Below are 23947 nucleotides of genomic sequence, written 5' to 3' on the forward strand. Positions count from 1 at the left end.
GTCGCGAGTTCCGCACGCAAAGGAAAGCACTTAATGTGCTTTCCGTCTTGCGCAGGACTGTAGAGCAGCAAACTTAACCCGCGCCAGCCGGCCCCGGAGACCCTCCCGGAGGGCCCAAAAATTTTTTCAAAAAAGTTGTTGCGCACCGGACAGACTTCTGTGTATAATAATCCCCGCAGCGCACGCGAGCGGAAACAAACGCGAACGACTGCCTGGGGAGTTAGCTCAGTTTGGTTAGAGCGCCGGCCTGTCACGTCGGAGGTCGCGGGTTCGAGCCCCGTACTTCCCGCCAACGCAATTAAAGCCACGTCTTCGGACGTGGCTTTTTGCGTTTGATGCACTTTGTTTCGATAGAACGATCGCCCCGGTGCATCTTCGCCCAGAATCCCCGCGCCTTCGGGAACGCAAGTAAAATCTAATAAGTATATCTGTCTGAACAACAGCTTTGTTGCGCAACACCTGTTCTACGAGACAGGGGGTTAGGTTATACTAAATTGCACTGTGCGCCGCATCTGATGCATTTCGCTCCAAGCGCGGCACTCAGTGGATATCCGATTTACCATTTGGATGTCCTGGCGGTCATTTAGCGTCTCGACACAAGCTCGGCCCCGGAGCTCGTTCGAGCTGTTCGTATTCCTTGAAAGGGGAAAAATGGACATATCGAGGAAGACTGATTACGCCCTTCGCATGCTGGCGATGCTTGCCGAGGATCCGGAGCGTTTGCTTTCTGTTCGCACCGCTGCCGAAGAGGTCAATGTCCCGTATTCGTTTGCCCGCTCGATTCAGCACGGTTTGGTCCAGGCCGGTATTGTGGAGAGCCTGCGTGGCGTCCACGGTGGCATGCGTCTCAAGGTCAGTCCGGACGACGTCACTATCCGCCAGGTCGTCGAGGCCGTTCAGGGTCCTATGGTTATGAACGATTGCACCGCGCCCGATGGTGACTGTGCGCGCATGGGCGCGTGCTGCTATCATCCCCTGTGGGCCGGAGCCCAGGCGTTGATGCGCGACTACCTCGATTCCGTTTCGCTCGGCGACATCGTCGCTCACCGCCAGTTCCCGGCCGTCGATCCCAAGTTCGCCGACCGCGAAGCGTTTCCCGAGTACGCCACCTGCGCGTGCGCTTACCGGGAGGAATAGCGCCGCATAAGGAGCATAGCCATGATTCAGGACCCCTTTCGTTCGATGATTCGTTCGGAAGGGGTCCTGCGTTATCGCGACCTTCCGTGGCGCCGCACACGCGATCCGTACATCATTTGGCTTTCTGAGGTCATGCTGCAGCAAACGCAGGTGCCGCGTGTGGAGGCGCGCATGCCGGTGTGGCTCGATCGTTTTCCGACTGTGCAGGCGCTTGCCCAGGCCGCGCCTTCCGATGTTTTGGACGCTTGGCAGGGCATGGGCTACAACCGACGCGCTCTGGCGCTTCATGGGGCCGCTCAGCGCGTTGTAGAGGACTGGGACGGGGAGTTTCCGCGTGAGACGCGTGACTTGGTCGCTCTGCCCGGCATTGGCCCGGCAACGGCGCAGGGCATCCGTTCGTTTGCGTTTGATCTTCCAGGCGTGTATCTAGAGACCAATGTGCGCACGGTCTTTTTGCATCATTTCTTTCCCGATGTGCCGGCCGTTCCCGATCGCGAGCTGGTGCCGCTGATTCAAGCCGCCTGTCCGGCGGCCCCTGGTGCGGCGGCGGATGAGATTGCGCCCTTTGCCGTGCCTCAAGACGATGCCGACACGCCGCGCGCATGGTATTACGCGTTGCTGGATTACGGCGCGTATCTTAAAAAGACGCTGCCCAATCCGTCCAGGCGGTCGGCGGGCTATAGTCGTCAGTCCAAGTTTGAGGGCTCGCGTCGCCAAAAGCGCGCCCACATTGTGCGCATGCTGCTGGCGGCGCGCGATGGACAACCGGCAGGTATTACGCTCGATGAAGCCGTTGCAGGCGTTAACGAGATGGAGACGGCAGCCGGCCGAGAGCCGGTCGAGCGCGAGCTGGTCGCAAGCATTCTTGCCGATCTGGAGCGCGAGGGCTTTTGCGGCTCCGAGGGCGATCGTTGGCTGAGTGTGTAGCTCACTCGAATCTGAAGAACGGGATTGTAAGGTTTAAATTCTCGGCATGAGGGCATCCTTAAAGCAAGGCCGCTCAAAGTCTGTGGGCGGCATGCGTTGAAGGGAAGTACACCTATGGATTTTGAGAATTCCCAAACCAAGAAGAACCTCGAGACCGCTTTTGCCGGTGAGTCCCAGGCACACACCAAGTATCGCTACTACGCATCTAAGGCCAAGAAGGATGGCTACGTTCAGATCTCGAATATCTTTGCCGAGACTGCAGGCAACGAGTCCGAGCACGCCAAACTGTGGTTTAAGTATCTGCACGACGGCGCCGTCCCCGATACTCTGGACAATCTGCGCGATGCCGCCGCAGGAGAGAACTACGAGTGGACCACGATGTATGACGAGTTTGCCAAGACCGCCGAGGAGGAGGGCTTTGTCGAGATCGCCGAGAAGTTCCGTGGTGTCGCCGCCGTCGAGAAGGCCCACGAGGAGCGCTACAACAAACTCGTCGAGCGCATCGAGTCGGGCGAGGTGTTTGAGCGTGAGGGCGTGAAGGTGTGGAAGTGCCTGAACTGCGGGCACCTGCACGTTGGTGCCGAGGCGCCTGAGGTGTGCCCGGTGTGTAACCACCCGAAGGCGTACTTTGAGGAGCAGGTGGTGAACTACTAGCGCTTGGCGCTAGCGTGAGCTGGGCCGGGAGGGCCGGACTACCTTCCCTCCTCGCTCACGGCTTCGCAGGGTCGCGTTGAGGGAAGGTAGTCCGGCCCTCCCGGCCCGCTTTGGGTCGTCGCGTGCTCGCTACAGAAAAGCTGATAAAAAAGTTTGTGTGCCGCCCCTTATGGGGCGGCACGTTTTTGTGGGGGCCGGTTGGGGCGGTGACGTTGCTTAGAGGGTACACTGGGTAGCGTTGGCTATTCGTTTCCTCTTGTGAGGTGTTGGTTATGGGTAAGAAGTCTCGGGCTCGGGTTGCTGCGGCGGGGACTCGCAAGGATCCTGGTCGTCGGGTTGCCGAGGGTAAAAAGGCCGATCGTGCTGAGAAGGACAAGAAGGTCGGGGCGCATGCTCATCCTGAGTGGGCGCCTCACCTCAATACGGCTAGCGAGGATCTGACTGCTAAGTTGTTTACTCTGGTCGAGGTTATCTTGGGCGTGGTGCCCGTGGTGGTCATTGGCTTGTTCTTGGCTTCGAAAGATGCTACGAGTGTCGATAAACTCACCGATGTCTTTTCTCAGGACCCCTCGATGGTGGTTACGTTTATCTCTGCGTGCCTGCAGCCGTTTGTGGCGTACATGTTGTACATGATTTATCGCAAATACTGCGAGGGCGACGCTGGTTTTGCCGCCGGCAACCTGATCGGTCTTTTGTGCTCCGAGATCCTACTGCTCAATATCCCGGGCGTCATCGGTATGGGCATCTTGCTGTGGCGTGTTTGGCGCAACGTCGCCCCACACTTTGAGAGCTGGTTGTTTGAGCGTCGTGCAATGGGCGTGCTGGCAGACATTGCGGGCTCGCTCGTGATTTTAGCCTTGGCGTTTATGTGCGCCACCGCCGCCCACGGTCTCGCGGGCATGTAGTCTGTCCGCACCGACCACGGAGCGCAGGGCGGGGAAACCTTTCCCTCTCGCTCACGGCTTCGCAGGGTCGCGCGAGGCAAAGGTTTCCCTGCCCTGCGCTCCGGCGTTGAGTCGTCGCGTGCTCGTTACAGAAAAGCAGATAAGAAGTTTGCGTGCCGTCCCTTATGGGGCGGCACGTTTTGTTTGGGGGTCCCGGTCTCCACAATTTTCGTCAAGTTTTTGGTTAGATTTTGGTCAGTTGGCGTAAGGGTGGAAGGCCAAAAGATTGCTGGCGAAAAAAGCTCAGAGAAAGTGCTGGTAGGGGGGTTGTTGAGCTTTTCGACAGCTTTTGAGCAAAAGAAACTTTGTGGCTATTGCCGGCGATTGCGTTGTCGCGGTCATGGCGGTGCGGGATGCTGGTCGTAAGCATCGAATGCTCCGATTTTGGAGGCCAGCATGGATCTGTTTCTTGAGACTCCGCAGCAACAAGCTGAGCGCATGCTGCGTCAGCAGCAACGACTCATGGAGATGCAAATGCAAGGGGCGGCAGCCCAGCCCTTTGCGCAAAATGTCGTGCCCGCTGCTGTACCTGCAGCTGTGCCCGGGTGCGAATCGGCACCAGAGGCCTATTCCGTACAGCAAGATTCATATGCGCAGGAGCTCGCGTTCGACAAGCGTCGTGCGCGTCGTCGCCGCGTGGGCCAGCGCCTGCGCACCTTGACGATGATCGTGCTCATCCCGCTGGGGCTTGCGGCCATCTTTCTGGCGTCGTATGCCCTCACGTGCATCCTCAACGGCGCATCGCCCAACGAGGTGCTCCAACATCTAGCGGCCCTGGGCCAGCGTCTAGGCGATGTCGTAACAACCATTCGCGCCGGCTGGGAGAGCTAGCGTTTTAGCGCCCGCGGCTCTAAGAGAAATTTGTCTGCAAGGCAGTGAGTGATCCGTGTGTGTGACGGGGTAAGATTGATCGCGGTTTTGATCGGTGCTCGATTGGGTTTGTTGGGCGGAGTTTATGTCTGCTATTGATATTGTGCTTGTTGTGATCGCCTTGGTGGCGGTGGGGGTTGCTGTGGCTTGCGCCCTCCAGCTCAAGAGCCTGCGTGCCGAGTTGCGGGAGCGTGGCGACAGTAGTGCGGAAACGCTCGCGGCGCTCGAGCAGGCCAACAGCACGCTCGATGCCCTGAACGTCGCGCTGGCCGAAACCCGCCGCACGGCCAATGTCATCGCGCAGCAGCAGACGACCGATGCGGCCGTGGAGCAGCAACGTTACCTGACCGTCGCACGCGAGTTTTCGCAAGCTGGTGACCGGATGGATGACCTGCGCCGCGAGACGGCCCAACAGCTTGGCGCCAACCGCGAGGGCATCGAGCACCGCCTGGACAAGGTGCGCGAGACGGTCGATGCCCAACTGGGTGCCATTCGCAAGGATAACAACGTGCAGCTCGATCAGATGCGCGCGACGGTGGACGAGAAACTCTCCCGTACGCTCAACGACCGTCTGTCTGCATCGTTTAAGCAGGTGAGCGACCAGCTCGAGGCCGTGTACAAGGGCCTGGGCGATATGCAATCTATCGCCACTGGCGTGGGTGACCTTAAGCGCGTGCTGGGCAATGTGAAGGCGCGCGGCATTTTGGGCGAGGTGCAGCTGGGCGCGATCCTGGCGGACATCCTCACGTCCGACCAGTATCTGGAAAACGTGGCCACCAAGCCTGGCGCCTCGGAGCGCGTTGAGTTTGCCGTCAAGCTGCCGGTAGACGAGGGCGATCCCGTGCTGCTGCCGATTGACTCCAAATTCCCGGGCGATGCGTACGAGCATCTGCTCGACGCCCAGGAGTCGGGTGACGCTGAGGCCGTCGCCGCAGCGCGCAAGACGCTCGATATGATGGTGAAGCGCGAGGCAAAGGACATCTGCGAAAAGTATCTGAGCGTGCCCGCGACTACCAACTTTGGCATTATGTTCGTTCCGTTTGAGGGTCTGTACGCCGAGGTCGTCAGCCGCCCCGGGCTTATCGAGACCCTGGGCCGCGACTATCACGTCAACGTTGCCGGCCCCAGCACCATGGCGGCCATCCTCAACAGCCTGCAGATGAGCTACCAGACGTTTAGGCTGCAAAAACGCACCGATGACGTGCTGCGCGTGCTTTCCGCCGTCAAGGCTGAGCTGCCGCGCTATCAGGCGGCGCTACGCCGCGCCCAACAGCAGATCGAGACTGCGGGCAAGACGGTCGAGGGCATTATCGCCACGCGCACCAACGTTATGGAGCGCAAGCTCAAGGACATCGATGCGCTGGAGGATGCCGAGGAGGCCGACGCGATCTTGGGGCTCACGTCCGCGGACCTGCTCGCAGACCAAGAAGACGAGGGCTAGCCGCAACGGACGGCGGGGCGTCGGCGCAAGCGCGGGGCGCGGGCGCTTTTCGCATCGTGCTTGCCTGAAGTGCGCTTTAGTGTGCAACAATGGCGTTTCGCCCTATCAGACGCGAAAGGAAGCCCATGTCTCAGAGAAGCACCAGTCCGCTCATACGCTCCACCGTGCGCCGCACGTTGCAGCGTTTTTGGGATGTCACGCGCACGCAGCCGCTGATCGTCTTTCTCTCGGTATTCTCGTCGGCGGGCTATATCTTTTTGCTTACGTTTGCCAACACCTACGTGATGGCGCTTATCGTCGACCGCGTCCAGGCCGGCCCCGTGGCAGGCGACCAGGTGTTTGAGGTCTTTGGCCCTTACATTCTGGCGCTCGTGCTCGTTAACCTGGTAGGCCAGATCCTCTCCAAGCTGCAGGACTACACTGTCTACAAGCTCGAGATTGCGGGCAACTACCACCTGGCACGCCTGTGCTTTGACACGCTCTCCAATCAATCCATGACATTCCACACCAGCCGATTTGGCGGATCGCTTGTGAGCCAGACGAGTCGTTTTATGAGCGGCTACACGGGGCTGGTGGACGTGACGGTGTATTCGCTCATCCCCACTATCACCTCGGTCATCTGCACGGTAGCGGCGCTCGCCCCGGTGGTGCCCACATTTACCGTGATCCTGGTGGGCATCATGGTCGTCTACATCGCGTTTGTCTGGCTTATGTACAAACGCATCATGCCGCTTTCGGCCGCGACGTCCGCCGCACAGAACAAGCTGTCGGGCGTGCTGTCCGACGCGGTCACGAACATCCTGGCCGTCAAGACCTGCGGGCGCGAGGACTTTGAGCGCGACCTGTTCGATGCTGCCGACCGCGCCGCGCGCGACGCCGAGACGGTTTCGATGCACGCCATGATGCAGCGCAACTTTACGACCTCGGGCCTTATCGTTATCACCATGGCCGTGGTGAGTGTGTTCGTGGCGGGCGGCAACGCGTGGTTTGGCATTTCGGCCGGCGCGCTCGTCATGATCTTTACCTATACGTACAACCTCACCATGCGTCTGAACTACGTGAGCTCCATGATGCAGCGCATCAACCGCGCGCTGGGCGACGCGGCCGAGATGACACGCGTGCTGGACGAGCCGCGTCTGGTGGCAGACGACGAGAACGCTCCCGAGCTTAAGGTGCGCGAGGGCGCGATCGATTTTGAGCACTTGAGCTTTGCATACCGTGACGCCGCGGCGGGCGAGAACGTGTTCGACGACCTGACGCTCCATGTGGCGGCGGGCCAGCGCGTGGGCCTGGTGGGCAAATCGGGCTCGGGCAAGACGACACTCACCAAGCTGTTGCTGCGCCTGGACGACGTGCAGGGCGGCCGCGTGCTCGTGGACGGCCAGGACGTCTCGCGCTGCACGCAGCAGAGTCTGCGCCGCCAGGTTGCCTACGTGCCGCAGGAGGCGCTGCTGTTCCACCGCTCCATTCGCGAGAATATCGCCTACGGCCGCCCCGACGCCACCGACGAGCAGATTCGCGAGGCAGCGCGCCTGGCCAATGCCCTGGAGTTTATCGACCGCCTGCCCCGTGGCTTTGACACCATGGTGGGCGAGCGCGGCGTTAAGCTTTCGGGCGGACAACGCCAGCGCGTGGCCATCGCCCGCGCTATCCTGACCGACGCGCCGATTCTGGTGCTCGACGAGGCGACGTCTGCCCTCGACAGCGAGTCCGAGGCGCTGGTGCAGGAGGCGCTCGAGAACCTGATGCGCGGCCGCACTTCCATTGTGGTGGCGCACCGCCTGTCCACCGTGGCGGCGCTCGACCGCATCGTGGTGCTGGCGGACGGCGAGATTGTCGAGGACGGCACGCATGCGCAGCTCGTCGAGGCAGGCGGCGAATACGCAAGCCTGTGGAGCCGCCAGACCGGTGCATTTTTGGAGGCTTAAAGACCCCATACGTGGGACAATCGTGCCCATAGGTTTGTTATGCCGCTGAAGCGAGGAGTCGTTATGCCACGCGAGACCAATGCCGCCAAACGCGAGCGCGCCGTTGAGGTGTGCGAGCGCCTCAACCGTCGCTATGGCCCGGTCGAGTGCTTTTTGGACCACGAGAATCCCTTTAGGCTGCTCATTGCGGTACTGCTCTCGGCGCAGACGACCGACGCGCAGGTCAACAAGGTGACGCCGAAGCTGTTTGCCCAGTGGCCCACGCCCGAGGCCATGGCCGGGGCGAGCGTGGCTGACGTGGCAGACACCATCAAGTCACTCGGCTTCTACAAGAGCAAAGCCAAGCATGCCGTCGAGGCCGCACAGATGATCGTCGCCGACTATGGTGGCGAGGTGCCGGCCGACATGAAGGAGCTCGTCAAGCTACCGGGTGTGGGACGTAAAACGGCGAACATCGTGCTCAACGTGGGGTATGGCATTGTCGAGGGCATCGCGGTCGATACACACGTCAACCGCATCGCGCATCGCCTGATGCTGAGTCCTAAAACGCATGCCAAAGAGCCGCTCAAGACCGAGCAGGATCTGCTCAAGATTTTGCCTCATGAGTATTGGGAGTCGGTCAACCACCAGTGGATTACCTTTGGCCGTGAGATCTGCGATGCCCGCAAACCCAAGTGCGACGAGTGCCCGCTGGCGGATTTGTGCCCCAGCGTGCGCGTAGCGGGGTAGGGCGGAACGCATCTTCGTCTGGCGTTTTTTGCGGGGCTGGGTTTGCCCTTGAGCCGGAGTCCTCTCCATGCGCTACCATGACAAGCAATGAATTTGACGAACGACCCGCCGAGCTTGCCCCGGCGGGCTTTTGGCGTTGCAATGCCGGAGGAACAGCATGCTCATTCACCGTATAGCCGCGCAGCTCTACACTGCCGAGGCACTGCAGACCGTCGAGGCCGGGCTCGATGCTGGCGAGGACGTGACGCTGGCCGTGTCTCAGTCGGGCCGAACGCTTATGGCCGCCGCCCAGTTTGCGCGTCGTCCGCGCCCCACGGTCTACATCGTGAGTGGCGAGGACGCGGCCGATCGCGCCGCACGCAGTCTGGCCGCCTATGTGGGCCTGGCGCACGTGTGCCGCTTTCCCGAGCGCAAGGACTATCCCTGGCGCGAGCAGGCGCCCGACGACGCTGTGGTGGCCCAGCGCTGCGAGGCGCTCGGGCGCATCGTGCGCGGCGACAACTGCATCATGGTCACCTCGGCCCGCGCACTGCTGCGCTGCGTGCCGCCGGTCGAGAGCCGCTACTGGGAGTCCACTACTTTTGCGGTGGGCGAGGAGATTCCTTTTGACGAGGTGCCGCAGCGCCTGGTGGGCATGGGCTACACCAATGCCGGCGCTGCCGACGCGCCCGGCCTGTTCCGTGTGCACGGCGACACCGTCGAGGTGTTTCCCGCGCAGGAAAAGGCACCCGTGCGCATTGAGTTTTTCGGCGACGAGATTGACCGCATCCGCCGCATGGTGAGTTCAACGGGCCAGACCATCGGCAACGAGGACAGCATCGAGATCTTCCCGTGCCGCGAGCTCGCACTCACCGACGACGCCGTCCACAACATGCATGTGGCGCTCTACCGCGCCAGCCAGGACGACAGCAAGTTGGCGGCGCTGCTCGAGATGGTGGATGCGCGCATCGTCACGCCTGAGCTCGACCGCTTTTTGCCGGTGATGTACGGCCAGACCGTGAGCCCGCTGTCGCACGTGAGCGGCAAGGCGCTCGTGGTTCTGTCCGAGCCGCGCTCGCTGTTCGACGATTGCCTGCGCGCCTACGAGGATATCGAGGCACGTGCCGGCGAGGCGGGGGTCGACCGTCTGGACGGCCTGTACGTGCGTGCCCAGCAACTCGACTTTGGTTCCCAGCAACGCCTGAACTATGTGAGTCTCATCCGCGCCGGCGGTGCGGTGACGGCCGAGCTCAAGATCGAGCAGCCTGCCATCGCAGGATCGGACAGTCGCTTTATGACGCGCATCCAGGAGGTCGTGGGCAAGCGCTATGCCTGCGTGTTTGCCATCCCCGACCGCGGTGCGCGCGAGTCGATGGAGCTCACCTTTGGCGACGAGGGCATTACCTTTGAGGAATCGCTGACCGCGGCGCCCGAAAACGCCGGCGCTATCGGCGACCGCGTGCGTGTGGCAGCGGCGGATTCCGCTGACCGTGCCGCACGCCAGGAGGCCCATGCCTCGATTCGCGAGCGTAAGGCCGACGCGCTCAACGCCCGTTCGCTCGAGGCGGGCGCCGCGCAGGCTGCCGCCGGCGCCGCCGTGCCCACCATCTCGCGCGGACGCGTGACCTTTGTGGACGCTGCCCTGCCGCAGGGCGTGGTGGTGCCCGATGCCAACCTGGCCGTGTTCTCAATCGCCGATCTCAACGCCCGCATGGACGCCAACCGCGCGCGCAGCCGCCGCAAGGTTGACATTACGCAGATCACCTTCCCCTTTAAGCCGGGCGACTACGTGGTGCACGCCACTCACGGCATCGCGCTCTTTAGCGAGATTGCGCGCCAGGAAGTGGGCGGCAAGGAACGCGACTACTTTTTGCTGGAATACGCCGACGGCGACAAGCTCTACGTGCCGCTGGAGCAGGTTGACCGCATTACGCGCTACGTTGGTCCCGACGGCGATAAACCGCGCTTGACCAGGCTCAACACCGCCGACTGGACGCGGGCTACCAACAAGGCGCGCAAGAATGCCAAAAAGCTGGCGTTTGACCTGGTCGACCTGTATACGCGCCGCTCGTCGATTGCCGGTATCGCCTGTCCGCCCGACACGCCCGAGCAGATCGAGATGGAGCAGAGCTTCCCCTACGACGAGACGCGCGACCAGCTGGAGGCCATCGCCGACATTAAGGCCGACATGGAGGCGCCCAAGCCCATGGACCGCCTGCTGTGCGGCGACGTGGGCTTCGGCAAGACCGAGGTCGCCCTGCGCGCGGCCTTTAAGTGCGTGGACTCCGGCCGTCAGGTCATGGTGCTCTGCCCCACGACCATTCTGGCCCAGCAACACTACGAGACCTTCTTTGAGCGCTTTGCCCCGTTTGGCCTCGAGGTCGAGGTGCTCAGCCGCTTCCGCACCCCGGCGCAGCAAAAGCGCGCGCTCAAGGCGTTTGCCGAGGGCACGATTGATGTGCTGATCGGCACGCACCGCTTACTTTCTGCCGATGTGAACCCCAAGAACCTGGGTATGGTGATCATCGACGAAGAGCAGCGCTTTGGTGTGCAGCACAAGGAACAGCTCAAAAACCTGCGCGAGCAAATCGACGTGCTCACACTCTCGGCAACGCCTATTCCGCGAACCATGCAGATGGCCACGAGTGGCGTGCGCGACATGAGCCTGATCACCACGCCGCCGACCGGGCGTCGTCCTGTGATCGTGCACGTGGGGGAGTACGACCCCGACGTGGTGAGTGCGGCGATTCGCCTGGAGGTGGGCCGCGGCGGTCAGGTGTATTACGTGTCCAATCGCGTCAAGACCATCGACGACGCCGTGGCACGCGTGCATGAGGCCGCGCCCGAGGCGCGCGTGGGCGTGGCGCACGGCAAGATGAGCCCGCGCGAGGTCGAGGACGTGATGATCGAGTTCGCGACCAAAAAGATCGACGTGCTTATCGCCACGACCATCGTGGAGAGCGGCATCGACAACGCAACGGCCAACACACTCATCATCGAGGACTCGCAGCGTCTGGGTCTGGCACAGCTCTACCAGCTTAAGGGCCGCGTGGGCCGCTCGGCTACGCAGGCATACGCGTACTTTATGTTCCCGGGTGAGCTGCCGCTCACCGAGGAGGCCACGGCGCGCCTGACTGCGCTTTCCGAGTTCCAGGACCTGGGCAGCGGCATGCGCATCGCCATGCGCGACCTGGAGATCCGCGGTGCCGGTTCGCTCATGGGTGCCGAGCAGCACGGTAATCTGTCGAGCGTTGGCTTTGACCTGTTTACGCAGATGCTGGGCCAGGCCGTGGCCGAGGCGCGCGGCGACGACGATGCCGGCGTGGAGGCGGCGAGCGTGGGCATCAACCTGCCGGCCGACTACTTCTTGTCCGAGGAGTACATGCCGGCGGTGGACCAGCGCGTGCTCGTGTACCGCAAGCTCGCGGCGGCCGAGGACCTGGAGAGTATCGACGAGGTGCAGGAGGAGACCGAGGCCGCGCACGGTGAGCTTCCGTTGGCGGGGCTCAACCTGTTCAACCGCGCTCGCATCCGTATTCGCGGCGAGCGCCTGGGGCTCGAGAGCGTCACGCTCAGCGGTGGACGCATTACCTTCCTGGGGGTTGACGTGCCCAAGAAGGTGGCCTTTGAGCTTAAGACCCGCTATGGCGCGGTGAACTTTCCCAAGAGCCGCAAGCTGTCGGTGCCCTACAAGGCGGGCGCCGGCGCGGGCAGCGGCCTGGGCCGCGGCCTCGACGCCAACGACGGCACCGGCCCCGTGGCCGCGGCACTCATGCTGCTGCAGCAGCTGGGTGCTAGCGACGACGACTAACGGGTCGACGCTGCAAACGCCCCATTTGTGGCAATCTGACCCTCACTCGTCGGTCGCGTACGCAAGTACGCTTCCCTCCTCCTTCGGGCCACCTTGCCACAAATGGAACGTTTTCGCTTACTTATGCTCAACCTGTAAGGGTATTTACGGGACAAAGCCATCTTCGTCTCACCCACATTGCAGGTTGACTGCCCTTCGCCCGACCGAAAGGAAAGCATGTTCGGATACATCTATAAGAAAGATGTCGCCATTATCGCGGTTGTCCTGTGCCTTTGTCTGGGCGTGGGCAGCTTCTTTGATTATCAAATCTCGAGTGCGCTGTTCAACATCGGCAGCATGTACGGTCGCTTTGTCGAGGCGGCCGGTGAGCTGCCGTTCGAGCTGACGGCGAGCATCGCGGGCGTTATGCTCGTGCGCTCGGCACGCCCCGATTCCAAGGCGAGCAAGTGGCTCGCTGCGCTGGGCGTTTTGATCAACGTGGGTCTGGTCGGCTACGAGATTATCGGATCGCTGCGCGTCGGCGGCAAGCTTATTGCGTTTCAGCTGGTTCTGACGTTTGCGTTGGTCATCGCAGCCAACTTCATCGCCTACCGCCTCACGCGCACGACCGAGCCCGACGAGCTTACGCGCTGGGCGTTGATGGTGCTGGCCGTGTGGGTCGCTCAGGCCATCATCCTCAACGTCATTGTTAAGCCGTTATGGTCGCGCCCGCGCATGCGCGTGATCGAGGTCACGCCGGGGCTCAATTTTCAGCCGTGGTGGGTGATCGGCAACCCCGACAAGTGGGCCTATATCGCCGCCGGCGTGATCAAGGACGGGTTCAAGTCGTTTGCGAGCGGACACACGGCGCATGCGGCGATCGGCCTTATGCTCGCCGGGCTTCCCGCGGCAGCCTTTAAGGAAAAACCTTCGCGTCGCCGCGTGATCTTTTGGGCGGCGGCGGCCGTCGCAGCGTTCGTCGCCTTTGGGCGCATCGTGATCGGAGCACACTTTTTGAGCGATGTGAGCTGCGGTTTTGCTCTGGTACTGGCACTTGAGTGCCTTGCCGCGCGCATTGCCTATCCCAACGGCGTACAATAGCCCCGTTTGAATCATCTGGCCGATACCCGGTAAGAGAGGATTGCCATGCTCGCGTTTAACAACGACTATTCCCACGGCGCACATCCGGCAGTGCTGCAGGCGCTCGTCGACACCAATATGGAGCCGCAGCCCGGCTACGGTACCGATGCGCACACCGAGCGTGCCAAGCAGCTTATCCGCGAGGCCTGTCAGGTCTCCGATGCCGACGTGTTTTTTCTGGTGGGCGGCACGCAGGCCAACGCGACGGTGATCGACATGCTGCTCGCGCCGTACGAGGGCGTCGTTGCTGCCGAGACCGGCCACGTCGCCTGCCACGAGGCGGGCGCCATCGAGTTTGGCGGCCACAAGGTGCTCACCATCCCTGGCTACGAGGGCAAGATGCACGCCGAGGATCTGGAGAACTATATCCAGGTGTTCTACGAAAACGAGAGCTACGAGCACACGGTGTTCCCGGGTGCCGTGTACGTGAGCCTATCGACCGAGTACGGCACGCTGTACTCCAAGGCCGAGCTCGCGGCGATTCACTCAGTGTGCCAGAAGCGTGAGATTCCGCTGTTTGTGGATGGCGCCCGCCTGGCCTATGCGCTGGCGGCCGATGAGTGCGACATTACCCTGCCCGAGCTGGCGCAGCTGTGCGACGTATTCTACATCGGCGGCACCAAGTGCGGCGCGCTCTGCGGCGAGGCTGTGGTGTTTAGCGGCATGCACGCTCCGGCGCATCCCATTCCGCGTATTAAACAGCATGGCGCGTTGCTGGCCAAGGGCCGCCTGACGGGCGTGCAGTTTGAGGCGCTCTTTACCGACGGCCTGTATTTTGAGATTGGTCGTCAGGCGATTGAAACCGCGCAGGCGCTTCGTCGCGTACTGCACGAGCGCGGCTACCAGTTCTTCTTGGAGACGCCGACGAACCAGCAGTTTGTGATTCTGCCCAACGAGGACATGGCGCGCATTCGCGAGCATGCCTCGATCGAGTACTGGGAAAAGTACGATGAGACCCACACGGTGGTGCGCTTTTGCACCAGCTGGGCCACGACGCAGGAGGATATCGACGCGCTGGCGGCGGTTCTGTAGCCTGATGTAATGACGAGGGGCCGCCTTGCGCTGGGTTTAGCGCAAGGCGGCCTTTGTTTTTGAGGGAGAAGGGTTGTATGACCGAGATGTCCGAGCCGACGATTCGCCTGGCGACGCCCGAAGACGCACCAGCGTTGCTTGCCATCTATGAGCCGTATGTGCGCCAGGCGGCGATTACCTGCGAATACGAGGTGCCGAGCGTTGAGGAGTTCGCCGGGCGTATTGAGCGTACGCTCAAGCGCTATCCGTATCTGGTGATGGAGTTGGACGGGCGTCCGGTAGGCTATGCCTATGTGAGTCCGCTTAACAGCCGCGAGGCCTACGACTGGTCGGTCGAGACGTCGATCTACCTGGCACGCGATGTGCGCCATGGCGGGCTGGGTCGCAAGCTGCACGACGCGCTCAAGCAATGCCTGGTCGCGATGGGCATCACCAACATGTGCGCGCTCATTGCCGTGCCGCACGATAAGGACGACGAGTATCTGACGCACAACAGTCAGGATTTCCATGCCCATATGGGGTATCGCCTGGTGGGCGCCTTCGACCGCTGCGCCCAAAAGTTCGGCCGCTGGTACGACATGTGCTGGATGGAGCTGGTCCTGGCCGAGCGCACACCCAACCAACCCAAACCAACCTGGTTCCCCGACCTCCCCAAACCTACCATTTAGGGACAGGTTTATTTTGGCAGGTTAGCCGATGGGCTCGGTGTATTTGGCGCGGTCGGTGCGTTGGATGCGCTTGGAGACATGGAGCGGGCGGCCGTCGGTGTCGTAGACGTAGTCGGTGATTAGGATCAGCGCCTGCCCGCGCTCAACGTTGAGCAAAAACGCCTCGTTTTGCGAGGCGTAGCACACCTCAAAGGTCTTATGCCCCTGTGCCGGTGCGCGATGGAACTCCTGTCGCAGCGTGGCGTAGAGCGAACCGTTGATATCGCGATCGATGAGTGCCTCAAAGCTCGGTGGTAGATAGGTGGTCTCCAGGCACAGCGGCGCATCGTCCAGATAACGCAGACGGACAAGTTTGACGAGCTTGCTGCCCACGGCGGCATCAAAGAACTTAGCTATGCTGCCGCCCGCCTTGGTAAAGCCCGAGTCCACGGTGCGCGTGGTGGGCTTCATGCCCTGGCCTTCGACCTGCTTGGTATAGCTCGAAAACACCAGGTTGTTCTCGTGGAGCGCGGGCGTGTCGGCCACAAAGGCACCACGTCCGCGCTCGGTGCGAACCAGGCCCTCATCAACGAGCACCTTAAGGGCATGGCGCACGGTGCTGCGCGACAGCCCCGATTCGTCCATGAGTTCCATCTCGGACGGCAGCTTGTCTCCGCGCGCGTAGGTGCCGGCGGCGATGCGGTCGCGCAGCATGCCCGCCAAGCGCTCGTATTGGCTTAGTTTCTTTTTAGATGAGACGCTCATATTGCCAACCTATATCTAACTTGTATGCCTAACTAAGCAAGCATGTATTCAATACAAGAACAAAACAGCTGGTAACGAATAATCGAAAACCTTACCAGCAAAATTTCTAAGACAAATATAGCATACAACTAGTCGACATAACCAGAACATGTATGTAACTTGTATGCCATCGAGAGCATCAAACGAGAAGAAAGGCTGATGCACGATGACTACTCAGGAACAGGTTAAGGATGTCGTCTCCCAGGTTTTGGCTGACAAGGCAGACAAGGGCGGCATCAAGCGCGTCGTGTGGATTGGCGCTGGCGGATCCAACGGCGGCAACTATCCTGCCCAGTACTTTATGGAGCACGAGGCCACGCAGGTCGTGAGCTCCAGCTACACCAGCAACGAGTTCGTGCACGCAACCCCTGCCTACGTCAACGAGAACACCCTGGCCGTGGTCGTGTCCACGCGCGGCACCAAGGAGACCATCGTCGCCGCCCAGGTCGCCAAGGACCACGGCGCCAGCACCATCGCCATCTATGTTGACGAGTCCGGCCTCACCGAGGTCTGCGACTACAAGATCCAGTACGACAGCCTGGCCGTCGACGAGTCCTGCATGGGCCGCACCAACTCCGCCGTCGTGACCATGATCGCCATGGAGCTCACGCAGCAGACCGAGGGCTATACCGAGTACGAGACCGCTATGGCCGCGTTCGACTTGGTCGACCCCATCTATCGCAAGGCCGTCGAGTACACCCGTCCGCTCGCTGCCAAGTGGGCCGAGCAGAACGCCGACAAGCCCTGCATCAACGTCATGGCCCAGGGCCCGCTCTTTGGTGCCGCCTACGTCTTTAGCATCTGCAACGTGCAGGAGATGCTGCAGATCGACTCTTGCACCATCAACACCTGCGACTTCTTCCACGGCCCCTTCGAGATCCTGGACAAGCGCACCTCGCTGTTCCAGCTCATCAGCGTCGGCCGCAGCCGCTGCAACGACGAGCGCGGCATCCGCTTCGTCAACCAGTACGGTGGCGAGCGCGTCTATCAGCTCGACGCCAAGGAGCTCGGCCTCAACGACATCAAGGACAGCGTGAGCGAGTACTTCAACCACCTGATCTTCGCGCCGATCCTCAATAACGTCTACATGCGCGCACTCTCTGCCGTCACCCACAAGGACTACATGACGCGCCGCTACATGTGGAAGCTTGACTACTAGGAGTTACGCGGTTTTACCAAACCGCGCAACTGGTTGACGCTGCAAGCCCGCCAGAGCGGCAATCTGCCTTTCAGCTTCAGCGGCATGACCAGAAGGTCAATGCCGCTTCGCTTCAAGGCACCTTGCTCGCTCTGGCGGGTTTTCGCTGACGCTGCCAAAGCATCGGCGTCGCCTTGGTCCAGATGTGGCACTTGGGGGCGTTCCTTTTCTGCCGGCAGTTGGGGACAGTCCTAGTCGTTGGGGACGTCCCCAATGACTACCCAATGAGTGTGTGGGCGAGCAGATTTTTCCGTTCGGCGATTTGTGTCTTGAAAAATGTATATAACGACTATAACGTAGTGTGAAACATATTGGAAACAATACCGAGGAGGCTGCGTTGAAGAAAAGCAATCTGGGCTATGTGCTGGTGCTGGTCGCCGCGCTTATGTGGGGCAGCATCGGAATCTTTGTAAACGGCATCTCGGCCATGGGCGTTTCGTCCCAGAGCATGGCTGCCTTTCGCTTGTTGGTCGGAGCGCTTATCTTGGCGCCGGTCCTGATGTTTATGGGCTGCCGTCCGGGTGAGGGGTCTACCGTGGCTCAGGGTCCGCTGGCCCTGTTCAAGGCAAGCCCTAAAGAGCTCGTTCCCTGCGCACTTGTCGGTATCGTCGGTTTGGCCGCCGCCAATACCTGCTATTACGAGTGCATGGGCGAGGTGGGCATGTCCACGGCCTCGGTGCTGCTCTACACCTCGCCGGTGTTTGGCGTCATGCTCGGCCGCGTGCTTTATCGCGAGGACGTGACCCCCAACAAGCTCGTTGCCATTGTCTTTAACATCGTTGGCTGCGTGCTTGCAGTGACCAATGGTGACCTTTCCGGTTTTCATTTTTCGGTTTGGGGCGTCACGTCGGGCGTGATTGCAGGCCTTTGTGGTGCGTCACTCGCGGTGTTTAGCCGGATAGCAACCAAGACGGTCCACCCGCTGGCTGTCACGTTTTGGGGCTTTGTTTTTGGCGGTGCGGTTATGGCAGCTATCGCGGCTCCGTGGCCGGATGTCGCCGCGGCAATGTCGCCACAGTTGCTGCTGCTGTTCCTTGGTTTTGGACTCATCCCCACAGCCGTGGCCTACATCCTATATATGCAGGGTCTGTCCATGGGGCTCGAGACATCGAAGGTTCCCGTCGTAATGTCTTTCGAGACGGTCGTCACCGTACTGGTGGGCATTGGTGTCTATGCCGAGCCCGCCGGCGCGATCAAGGTCCTGGGCATTGTGCTGGTGCTCGCGTCCATCCTGATTATGAACACCGACTTCTCCAAGCTGCGCAACAGTGTGTTTGTCGGTCATGTCGTTGAGAGCATGACCTTTAAGCCCAACGCGTGGTGGACGGAGAAATCGCAGGACATGGATCTGTTTAAGGAACGCACCGGCATCGCGCTGGAGCCCACCGTGCAGGAAAGCCCCTGGTACTTCGTGCGATAGAGGATTGTGTGCGGCGTCTGACCTGGGGTTATCCAGCCAGCGCCGGCCTATCCAGCCCCAACGTTTCAAGTACGTTAAACCCGTCAACGGTCGATTTTCACCCGCGAACGGTCTTTATACTAATTAGCAATATAAGCAACGTATAAGACGTTATAATGACCATAACGAAAAGGAGGAGGCAAGATGAATCAGATCATTCTCGCATCTCATGGCGGCCTGGCCGCAGGCGCCAGAGACACGCTCGAGATGGTTCTCGGCGACGTGTCGAACGTCCACGTCGTGTCGCTTGCTCGTGACGACAAGGAGCCCATCACCAATAAGGTGGACGCCCTGATCGCCACGTTCAACGCGGACGACACCGTCTATGTGCTGACCGATATGCTCGGCAGCTCGGTCAACAACAACATGGTCGAGCTTTCCAAGAACGGCACGAAGTTCACGGTTGTCAGCGGTTTCAACATTCCGTTGGCACTGACGCTCGCTATGAGCCCCGTCCCCGTCAAGGGCGCCGAGCTCGCGGCCCTCATCAACGAGGCCCGCACCGGTCTGACCAACCCCAACGCACCGGTCGAGGCCGCCGCGGCTCCCGCCAAGAAGGCCAAGGCGCCCCGTCACAGCTCCGGTCCCGCCAAGATCGTCCTCGCACGTCTTGACTACCGTCTGCTGCACGGCCAGGTCGTCTTTACCTGGACCACCAAGGTTCAGGCCGAGCGCATCATCGTCGTCGACAACGCTGCCGCCAACGATGACATCAAGAAGGGCGCTCTTAAGCTGGCCAAGCCCCAGGGCGTGCGCCTGAACGTCTTCACCGTCGAGCGTGCCCTCGCCAAGATGGACAAGCTCAACACCCTCGGCGAGCGCGTCATGTTCGTCTTTGGCAACACGGCCGAGATGCTGCAGTTCTGCCAGGGCTACAAGCTCGACGCTATCAACCTGGGCGCCACCGCCAACCACGACGGTGCCGATCAGATTGGCGGCAAGGACAGCTCCGTCTTCCTCGACGCCACCCAGAAGGCCGACGTCAACCAGCTGCTCGACATGGGCATCAAGCTCTATGTCCAGCAGACCCCTACGTATCAGAGCGTCGACATCGACACCAAGCTGTAATCAACCAGGCTTTTGCCTGACTGAAAGGAGAAGGGTATGAATACGTTCATCAGTGCGGTGCTCGTCGGCCTCGTCGGCGTGTTCTGCATGTGGGACTCCCGCCTGCTCGGTCGTCTTAACTTCGAGCAGCCCCTCGTTGGCGCTACGCTCGTCGGTCTGCTGCTGGGCGATGTGCCCACCGGCCTTGCCGTCGGTGCCGCCGTCGAGCTCGTGTCCATGGGCCTGGTGCAGGTCGGCGCCGCCGTTCCGCCCGATATGGTCCTGGGCGGCATCGTGGCCGCTGCCTTTGCGTGCCTGACCGATGCTTCCGCCGAGACCGCCATGACGATTGCCATCCCGGTCGCCGTCCTGGGTCAGCTCCTCGGCATCGTGTTCCGTTCCATCATCGCCGCCCTCACCCATGTGGCCGATAGCGCGATCGATAACGGAAAGTTCAAGACCGCCTACCGTATGCACATCTGCGCCGGCTCCGGTCTGTACGCCATCATGTACTTCCTGCCGATCTTCCTCGCCGTCTTTGTTGGCACCGACCTGGTTCAGGCCATCGTCAACATGGTTCCCGAGTGGCTGTCCACTGGTCTTAACGTTTCGACCAAGATCATGACCGCCTACGGCTTGGCCCTGCTGCTCACCATGATGATCAAGAAGGGTATGACTCCGTTCCTGTTCATCGGCTTTTTGCTCGCCGCCTACCTCAACCTGTCCGTCATCGCGGTCGCTCTGATCGGTGTGTGCCTGGCTGTCGTCTTCATGGGCTTCAAGTTCAACGGTTCCCATGCAGCCGCCGGTGTCGATTCCGACTACGATCCGCTCGAAGACGACGAAGACTAAGGAGGAACACACTATGGCAACCACAACCAAGGACGTGTCCCTGAACAAGAAGGTCAGCCAGTTCTTCTGGCGCTCCTGGGCCATCCAGGCCTCTTGGAACTACGAGCGTCAGATGAACATGGGCTTCCTCTACGGCATGGTTCCCACGCTCGATCGCCTCTACCCCGACGAGTCTGACCCCAAGCAGCTCGCTGCTAAGAAAGAGGCCTACCATCGTCACATGGCGTTCTACAACTGCACCCCGCAGACGAGCGCTTTCGTCCTGGGCCTCGCCGCCTCCATGGAGGAGGAGTACGCCAAGGATCCCGAGAACTTCGACCCCGATTCGATCAACGCGGTCAAGACCTCCCTCATGGGCCCGCTTTCCGGTATCGGTGACTCCTTCTTCCAGGGCACCATCCGCGTCATCGCCTTTGGTCTGGGCGTCCAGCTGGCTCAGCAGGGCTCCATCATGGGCCCGATCCTGGCCATGCTCATCTCCATCGTGCCCTCCGTGCTGATCACGTGGTTCGCTGCCAAGATCGGCTACCAGGGCGGCCATGAGTACCTGAGCAAGCTCCAGGGCGGCGACCTCATGGAGAAGCTCATGTATGTCTGCGGCATCGTGGGTCTTATGTCCGTGGGCGGCATGATCGCTACGCTGATCGGCGCCACCACCCCGCTGCAGTTTGCTGAGGGTACCGTCGTTATCCAGGACATCCTGGACGGCATGATGCCCCAGATGATCTCCCTTGGCCTCACCGGCCTTATGTACTGGCTCATCAAGAAGAAGGTCAACACCGGTTGGCTTCTCGTGATCGCCATCGTGGGCGGCATCGCCCTCTCCGCGGCCGGCATCCTGGCCTAGTCGCGACCCAGCGTCTAACCGCTTTCCCCCGGGGGCCTGCCTGGCATCCCATACCCCAGGCAGGCTTCCATCCCTAAATGTGTCAAAGGGACAGTCCCTTTGTCGCATCCTCAACGGGCCGGCGACTCGGTCCTAACCACGGTAACCCTGCGAGCGTCCGGCAATGTGACGCCGCAAAAATTCGAAAGGAATGTGTCAGATGTACGAGATCGACCTTAACCTCCCTAAGCAGATCGTCGCTGAGGTCCTGTCCAACCACGAGATTCACAGCGTCGCCTTCGTCGGCTGCGGTGCTTCTATGTCCGATCTTTACCCCGCCAAGTACTTCCTGGCCAACAACACGGACAAGCTGAACGTTCAGATCTTCACCGCTAACGAGTTCAACTACGACACGCCTTCTTGGGTCAACGAGCACACCTTCGTGATCACCTGCTCCCTCGGTGGCTCCACGCCCGATACCGTCGAGGCCAACAAGACCGCCAAGAAGCACAACTGCCCGGTCGTCTCCCTCACCAACAAGGCTGGCTCCGCTCTGACCGTCGACGCCGACCACGTCATCGTCCACGGCTTCCACGCCAACTACGCTGCCAAGTGCGAGAGGCCCGGCTATGCCATCGCCCTTGCTCTCGAGATCCTTCAGCAGACCGAGGGCTATGACCACTACGAGGACATGATCACCGGCCTCACCAACGTCTTTGAGCTCTGCGAGAACGCCGCTCAGTCCGCCAAGGGCCTCGCCAAGCAGTTCGCCCAGGACTTCAAGGACGACGAGATGATCTACTTCATGGCCTCCGGTGCCTCCGAGAAGATGGCTTACTCTTCCGCCGCCTTCCTGTTCACCGAGATGCAGTGGATTGACGCCGCCGCCTACAACACCGGCGAGTACTTCCACGGCCCGTTCGAGGTTTCCACCGAGGGTAAGCCCTACGTCTTCTTCATGTCCGACGGTGCCACCCGTCCGATGGACGCTCGCGCCCTCACCTTCCTGCAGCGCATGGGCGCCAAGGTCGCTCTGATCGACTCCAAGGACTACGGCCTGGCCGACGCCGTGCCGGCAAGCGTCGTCACCTACTTCAACCCGCTGCTGCACCTCGCCGTTATGCGCGAGTACGGCAACCAGATCGCCGAGGCCCGTCAGCACCCGCTGACCATGCGTCGCTACATGTGGAAGCTTTCCTACTAATCACAAGTAAGTTAACCTTACGGGTTGATTGAGAGGGGATGGGGTTTTGCCCCGTCCCCTTTTTTGCTCTGGGGAGGGCGTGTGCGCACGCGCCGCAAAACCCCAGATAAACCCTACCAAAATAAACCTGTCCCTTTTTGGCAAGTGGGAGGAGATGCGTATGATCAAGGCAGTGCTGTTTGATATGGACGGCGTGCTGGTCGATACCGAGTGGTTCTACAACCGTCGCCGCGTGGCGTTTATGGAAGAGAAGGGGTTCCACTTTGACGAGATCCCCGATCTTTCGGGGTCTAACGAGCCCGCCATTTGGAAGTCGCTGGTGCCCGACGATGTTGAGCTGCGCGAGCGCCTGCGCGTGGAGTACAAGCAGGTCTACAGCCCGGTCCATCCCGTTCCGTATGCCGAGCTGCTCAACGAGCAGACGGAGCCGGTGATGCGTGAGCTGCACGAGCGCGGCGTGAAGTGTGCCATCGCGAGCTCGTCCTACCGTGAGCTCATCGACGAGCTGGTGGAGATTGCCGGTATCGCCGACGTGCTGGACTACACCATCTGCGGCCATGAGTGCAGTGCGTTTAAACCCGACCCCGAGATCTATTTGCGCGCCATGGAGGCGTTGGGTGTTGAGCCGGCCGAGTGCCTGGTTATCGAGGACTCGCCTATGGGCATTGAGGCCGGCAAGCGCTCCGGCGCCCGCGTCCTGGCGCTGCGTCCGCACGAGGGCGTCAACCTAGATCAGTCCGCCGCTGACACCATCATCGATAGCCTTGCCGACATTTTGCCCGCTTTGTAGCGTCAGTTCGCCGCGAGAAGTACCGATTCACGCGTCTTTTGCGGTGGATTGGCTCATTTTGGCTTCGACTCAGACTAAGTGAGTAGACTTTTTGGCACATGCCGAGCACAAAGCGTATCTGCTTTAGTAAAACCGCAGGTCACAGAGGTGGCAGTTTTTGGTGTGCTCGGCAGGTCGCGAAAAGTCTACTCACTTGGAGTTTGGGCCTTTGGTCGTGGGGGTTGCCGGTCCCGTTTTTGGGTCAAAATAAAGGCACCAAAGGTTGATTTTCAATCTCAACGCAACAGCCTGAACGGACCCCGCGTTTCCGCAGCTAGCGCAACGCGGAACTAGCCCCCGGCACCTGGCCGTCGCCTCGTTTCCGCAGGTGGAGAGGCTATGGAGGCCGGCGTCCCCACCCTGCCGCGGCATGCTCCGCCAGCCCGCTGCGCAGCCGCTCCGGACTCAGCGCAACGGGCCCTCCGGCCCATGTCCCGGCGCGCCGGCTATCCCGCCAGCGGCCCCTCGCCCCTCGCGGCCCTGGCCCTGTCGATGCAGCCGGGCGTGAGG

At 61.1% G+C, this 23947-nt stretch carries 21 protein-coding genes and 1 tRNA gene; 20 read left to right on the forward strand and 2 right to left on the reverse strand.

Translation table 11 applies throughout. From position 1 onward, the window contains the following. Nucleotides 1–214 precede the first annotated feature (214 nt). The 13 genes from FGQ67_RS09485 to FGQ67_RS09550 all read left to right on the forward strand — a co-directional run bounded on the left by FGQ67_RS09485 (nt 215) and on the right by FGQ67_RS09550 (nt 15239). Nucleotides 215–292, forward strand: a tRNA-Asp gene (locus FGQ67_RS09485). Between the two features lie 359 nt (nt 293–651). Next, nucleotides 652–1137: an RrF2 family transcriptional regulator gene (locus FGQ67_RS09490; protein WP_138341664.1), complete on the forward strand. Its 486-nt coding sequence runs from the start codon at nt 652–654 to the stop codon at nt 1135–1137. A 21-nt stretch (nt 1138–1158) separates the two neighbouring features. After that, the gene (locus FGQ67_RS09495; RefSeq protein ID WP_055285277.1) at nt 1159–2064 is read left to right on the forward strand and encodes an HhH-GPD family protein; all 906 of its coding nucleotides are present in this window, start codon (nt 1159–1161) and stop codon (nt 2062–2064) included. A gap of 114 nt (nt 2065–2178) precedes the next feature. Continuing rightward, nucleotides 2179–2718, forward strand: a complete 540-nt coding sequence (gene rbr / locus FGQ67_RS09500) for a rubrerythrin (RefSeq protein ID WP_035136761.1) — start codon at nt 2179–2181, stop codon at nt 2716–2718. A 272-nt stretch (nt 2719–2990) separates the two neighbouring features. After that, nucleotides 2991–3623, forward strand: a complete 633-nt coding sequence (locus FGQ67_RS09505; RefSeq protein ID WP_138341666.1) for a hypothetical protein — start codon at nt 2991–2993, stop codon at nt 3621–3623. 435 nt (nt 3624–4058) lie between these two features. Next, complete coding sequence (locus FGQ67_RS09515; protein ID WP_138341670.1) at nt 4059–4493, forward strand: hypothetical protein; 435 nt, start codon at nt 4059–4061, stop codon at nt 4491–4493. Between the two features lie 124 nt (nt 4494–4617). After that, on the forward strand, nt 4618–5973 hold the full coding sequence (locus FGQ67_RS09520) for a DNA recombination protein RmuC (protein WP_138341672.1): 1356 nt from the start codon (nt 4618–4620) through the stop codon (nt 5971–5973). Nucleotides 5974–6098: 125 nt separating this feature from the next. Then, nucleotides 6099–7901 (forward strand): ABC transporter ATP-binding protein, encoded by a 1803-nt coding sequence (locus FGQ67_RS09525; RefSeq protein ID WP_138341674.1) that lies wholly within the window; start codon nt 6099–6101, stop codon nt 7899–7901. A 63-nt stretch (nt 7902–7964) separates the two neighbouring features. Continuing rightward, on the forward strand, nt 7965–8630 hold the full coding sequence (nth, locus tag FGQ67_RS09530) for an endonuclease III (RefSeq protein ID WP_006235145.1): 666 nt from the start codon (nt 7965–7967) through the stop codon (nt 8628–8630). A gap of 157 nt (nt 8631–8787) precedes the next feature. Next, a complete protein-coding gene (gene mfd, locus FGQ67_RS09535) occupies nt 8788–12420 on the forward strand; it encodes a transcription-repair coupling factor (RefSeq protein ID WP_138341676.1) in 3633 nt (1210 codons plus the stop codon). A 216-nt stretch (nt 12421–12636) separates the two neighbouring features. Further along, on the forward strand, nt 12637–13500 hold the full coding sequence (locus tag FGQ67_RS09540; protein ID WP_138341678.1) for a phosphatase PAP2 family protein: 864 nt from the start codon (nt 12637–12639) through the stop codon (nt 13498–13500). Nucleotides 13501–13545: 45 nt separating this feature from the next. Beyond that, complete coding sequence (locus FGQ67_RS09545; RefSeq protein ID WP_138341680.1) at nt 13546–14571, forward strand: threonine aldolase family protein; 1026 nt, start codon at nt 13546–13548, stop codon at nt 14569–14571. Between the two features lie 77 nt (nt 14572–14648). After that, a complete protein-coding gene (locus FGQ67_RS09550; protein ID WP_138341682.1) occupies nt 14649–15239 on the forward strand; it encodes a GNAT family N-acetyltransferase in 591 nt (196 codons plus the stop codon). A 21-nt stretch (nt 15240–15260) separates the two neighbouring features. Here FGQ67_RS09550 and FGQ67_RS09555 read toward each other — a convergent pair whose 3' ends face one another. Next, entirely contained in the window at nt 15261–15983 is a 723-nt protein-coding gene (locus FGQ67_RS09555) for a GntR family transcriptional regulator (protein WP_138341685.1), read from the reverse strand. Between the two features lie 205 nt (nt 15984–16188). Between FGQ67_RS09555 and FGQ67_RS09560 the strand changes: the two genes are divergently transcribed. Beyond that, the gene (locus tag FGQ67_RS09560; RefSeq protein ID WP_138341687.1) at nt 16189–17181 is read left to right on the forward strand and encodes an SIS domain-containing protein; all 993 of its coding nucleotides are present in this window, start codon (nt 16189–16191) and stop codon (nt 17179–17181) included. On the opposite strand, the gene FGQ67_RS09565 is transcribed toward FGQ67_RS09560, so the two are convergent. Next, a complete protein-coding gene (locus FGQ67_RS09565) occupies nt 17178–17372 on the reverse strand; it encodes a hypothetical protein (RefSeq protein ID WP_138341688.1) in 195 nt (64 codons plus the stop codon). The genes FGQ67_RS09560 and FGQ67_RS09565 overlap by 4 nt on opposite strands. A gap of 185 nt (nt 17373–17557) precedes the next feature. Here FGQ67_RS09565 and FGQ67_RS09570 point away from each other — a divergent pair, with 185 nt between their 5' ends. From FGQ67_RS09570 to FGQ67_RS09595, 6 genes are all read left to right on the forward strand, one after another. Continuing rightward, a complete protein-coding gene (locus FGQ67_RS09570; protein ID WP_138341689.1) occupies nt 17558–18640 on the forward strand; it encodes a DMT family transporter in 1083 nt (360 codons plus the stop codon). 183 nt (nt 18641–18823) lie between these two features. Next, nucleotides 18824–19747: a PTS sugar transporter subunit IIAB gene (locus FGQ67_RS09575; protein ID WP_138341691.1), complete on the forward strand. Its 924-nt coding sequence runs from the start codon at nt 18824–18826 to the stop codon at nt 19745–19747. A gap of 36 nt (nt 19748–19783) precedes the next feature. After that, the gene (locus FGQ67_RS09580) at nt 19784–20578 is read left to right on the forward strand and encodes a PTS mannose/fructose/sorbose/N-acetylgalactosamine transporter subunit IIC (RefSeq protein WP_022095161.1); all 795 of its coding nucleotides are present in this window, start codon (nt 19784–19786) and stop codon (nt 20576–20578) included. Between the two features lie 13 nt (nt 20579–20591). Beyond that, nucleotides 20592–21425 (forward strand): PTS system mannose/fructose/sorbose family transporter subunit IID, encoded by an 834-nt coding sequence (locus FGQ67_RS09585; RefSeq protein ID WP_138341693.1) that lies wholly within the window; start codon nt 20592–20594, stop codon nt 21423–21425. Nucleotides 21426–21615: 190 nt separating this feature from the next. Then, nucleotides 21616–22608: an SIS domain-containing protein gene (locus FGQ67_RS09590; RefSeq protein WP_138341695.1), complete on the forward strand. Its 993-nt coding sequence runs from the start codon at nt 21616–21618 to the stop codon at nt 22606–22608. A 160-nt stretch (nt 22609–22768) separates the two neighbouring features. Continuing rightward, the gene (locus FGQ67_RS09595) at nt 22769–23398 is read left to right on the forward strand and encodes an HAD family hydrolase (RefSeq protein ID WP_171025295.1); all 630 of its coding nucleotides are present in this window, start codon (nt 22769–22771) and stop codon (nt 23396–23398) included. The last annotated feature ends 549 nt before the right edge of the window (nt 23399–23947 follow it).

Source organism: Collinsella aerofaciens (genome assembly GCF_005845035.1).
Classification (GTDB): domain Bacteria; phylum Actinomycetota; class Coriobacteriia; order Coriobacteriales; family Coriobacteriaceae; genus Collinsella; species Collinsella aerofaciens_I.

What these genes read in the sequence shown, in the direction of transcription:
- FGQ67_RS09490 (WP_138341664.1), top strand. Translation starts at nt 652, where the DNA reads ATGGACATATCGAGGAAGACTGATTACGCCCTTCGCATGCTGGCGATG.
- FGQ67_RS09495 (WP_055285277.1), top strand. Translation starts at nt 1,159, where the DNA reads ATGATTCAGGACCCCTTTCGTTCGATGATTCGTTCGGAAGGGGTCCTG.
- rbr (WP_035136761.1), top strand. Translation starts at nt 2,179, where the DNA reads ATGGATTTTGAGAATTCCCAAACCAAGAAGAACCTCGAGACCGCTTTT.
- FGQ67_RS09505 (WP_138341666.1), top strand. Translation starts at nt 2,991, where the DNA reads ATGGGTAAGAAGTCTCGGGCTCGGGTTGCTGCGGCGGGGACTCGCAAG.
- FGQ67_RS09515 (WP_138341670.1), top strand. Translation starts at nt 4,059, where the DNA reads ATGGATCTGTTTCTTGAGACTCCGCAGCAACAAGCTGAGCGCATGCTG.
- FGQ67_RS09520 (WP_138341672.1), top strand. Translation starts at nt 4,618, where the DNA reads ATGTCTGCTATTGATATTGTGCTTGTTGTGATCGCCTTGGTGGCGGTG.
- FGQ67_RS09525 (WP_138341674.1), top strand. Translation starts at nt 6,099, where the DNA reads ATGTCTCAGAGAAGCACCAGTCCGCTCATACGCTCCACCGTGCGCCGC.
- nth (WP_006235145.1), top strand. Translation starts at nt 7,965, where the DNA reads ATGCCACGCGAGACCAATGCCGCCAAACGCGAGCGCGCCGTTGAGGTG.
- mfd (WP_138341676.1), top strand. Translation starts at nt 8,788, where the DNA reads ATGCTCATTCACCGTATAGCCGCGCAGCTCTACACTGCCGAGGCACTG.
- FGQ67_RS09540 (WP_138341678.1), top strand. Translation starts at nt 12,637, where the DNA reads ATGTTCGGATACATCTATAAGAAAGATGTCGCCATTATCGCGGTTGTC.
- FGQ67_RS09545 (WP_138341680.1), top strand. Translation starts at nt 13,546, where the DNA reads ATGCTCGCGTTTAACAACGACTATTCCCACGGCGCACATCCGGCAGTG.
- FGQ67_RS09550 (WP_138341682.1), top strand. Translation starts at nt 14,649, where the DNA reads ATGACCGAGATGTCCGAGCCGACGATTCGCCTGGCGACGCCCGAAGAC.
- FGQ67_RS09555 (WP_138341685.1), bottom strand. Translation starts at nt 15,983, where the DNA reads ATGAGCGTCTCATCTAAAAAGAAACTAAGCCAATACGAGCGCTTGGCG.
- FGQ67_RS09560 (WP_138341687.1), top strand. Translation starts at nt 16,189, where the DNA reads ATGACTACTCAGGAACAGGTTAAGGATGTCGTCTCCCAGGTTTTGGCT.
- FGQ67_RS09575 (WP_138341691.1), top strand. Translation starts at nt 18,824, where the DNA reads ATGAATCAGATCATTCTCGCATCTCATGGCGGCCTGGCCGCAGGCGCC.
- FGQ67_RS09580 (WP_022095161.1), top strand. Translation starts at nt 19,784, where the DNA reads ATGAATACGTTCATCAGTGCGGTGCTCGTCGGCCTCGTCGGCGTGTTC.
- FGQ67_RS09585 (WP_138341693.1), top strand. Translation starts at nt 20,592, where the DNA reads ATGGCAACCACAACCAAGGACGTGTCCCTGAACAAGAAGGTCAGCCAG.
- FGQ67_RS09590 (WP_138341695.1), top strand. Translation starts at nt 21,616, where the DNA reads ATGTGTCAGATGTACGAGATCGACCTTAACCTCCCTAAGCAGATCGTC.
- FGQ67_RS09595 (WP_171025295.1), top strand. Translation starts at nt 22,769, where the DNA reads ATGATCAAGGCAGTGCTGTTTGATATGGACGGCGTGCTGGTCGATACC.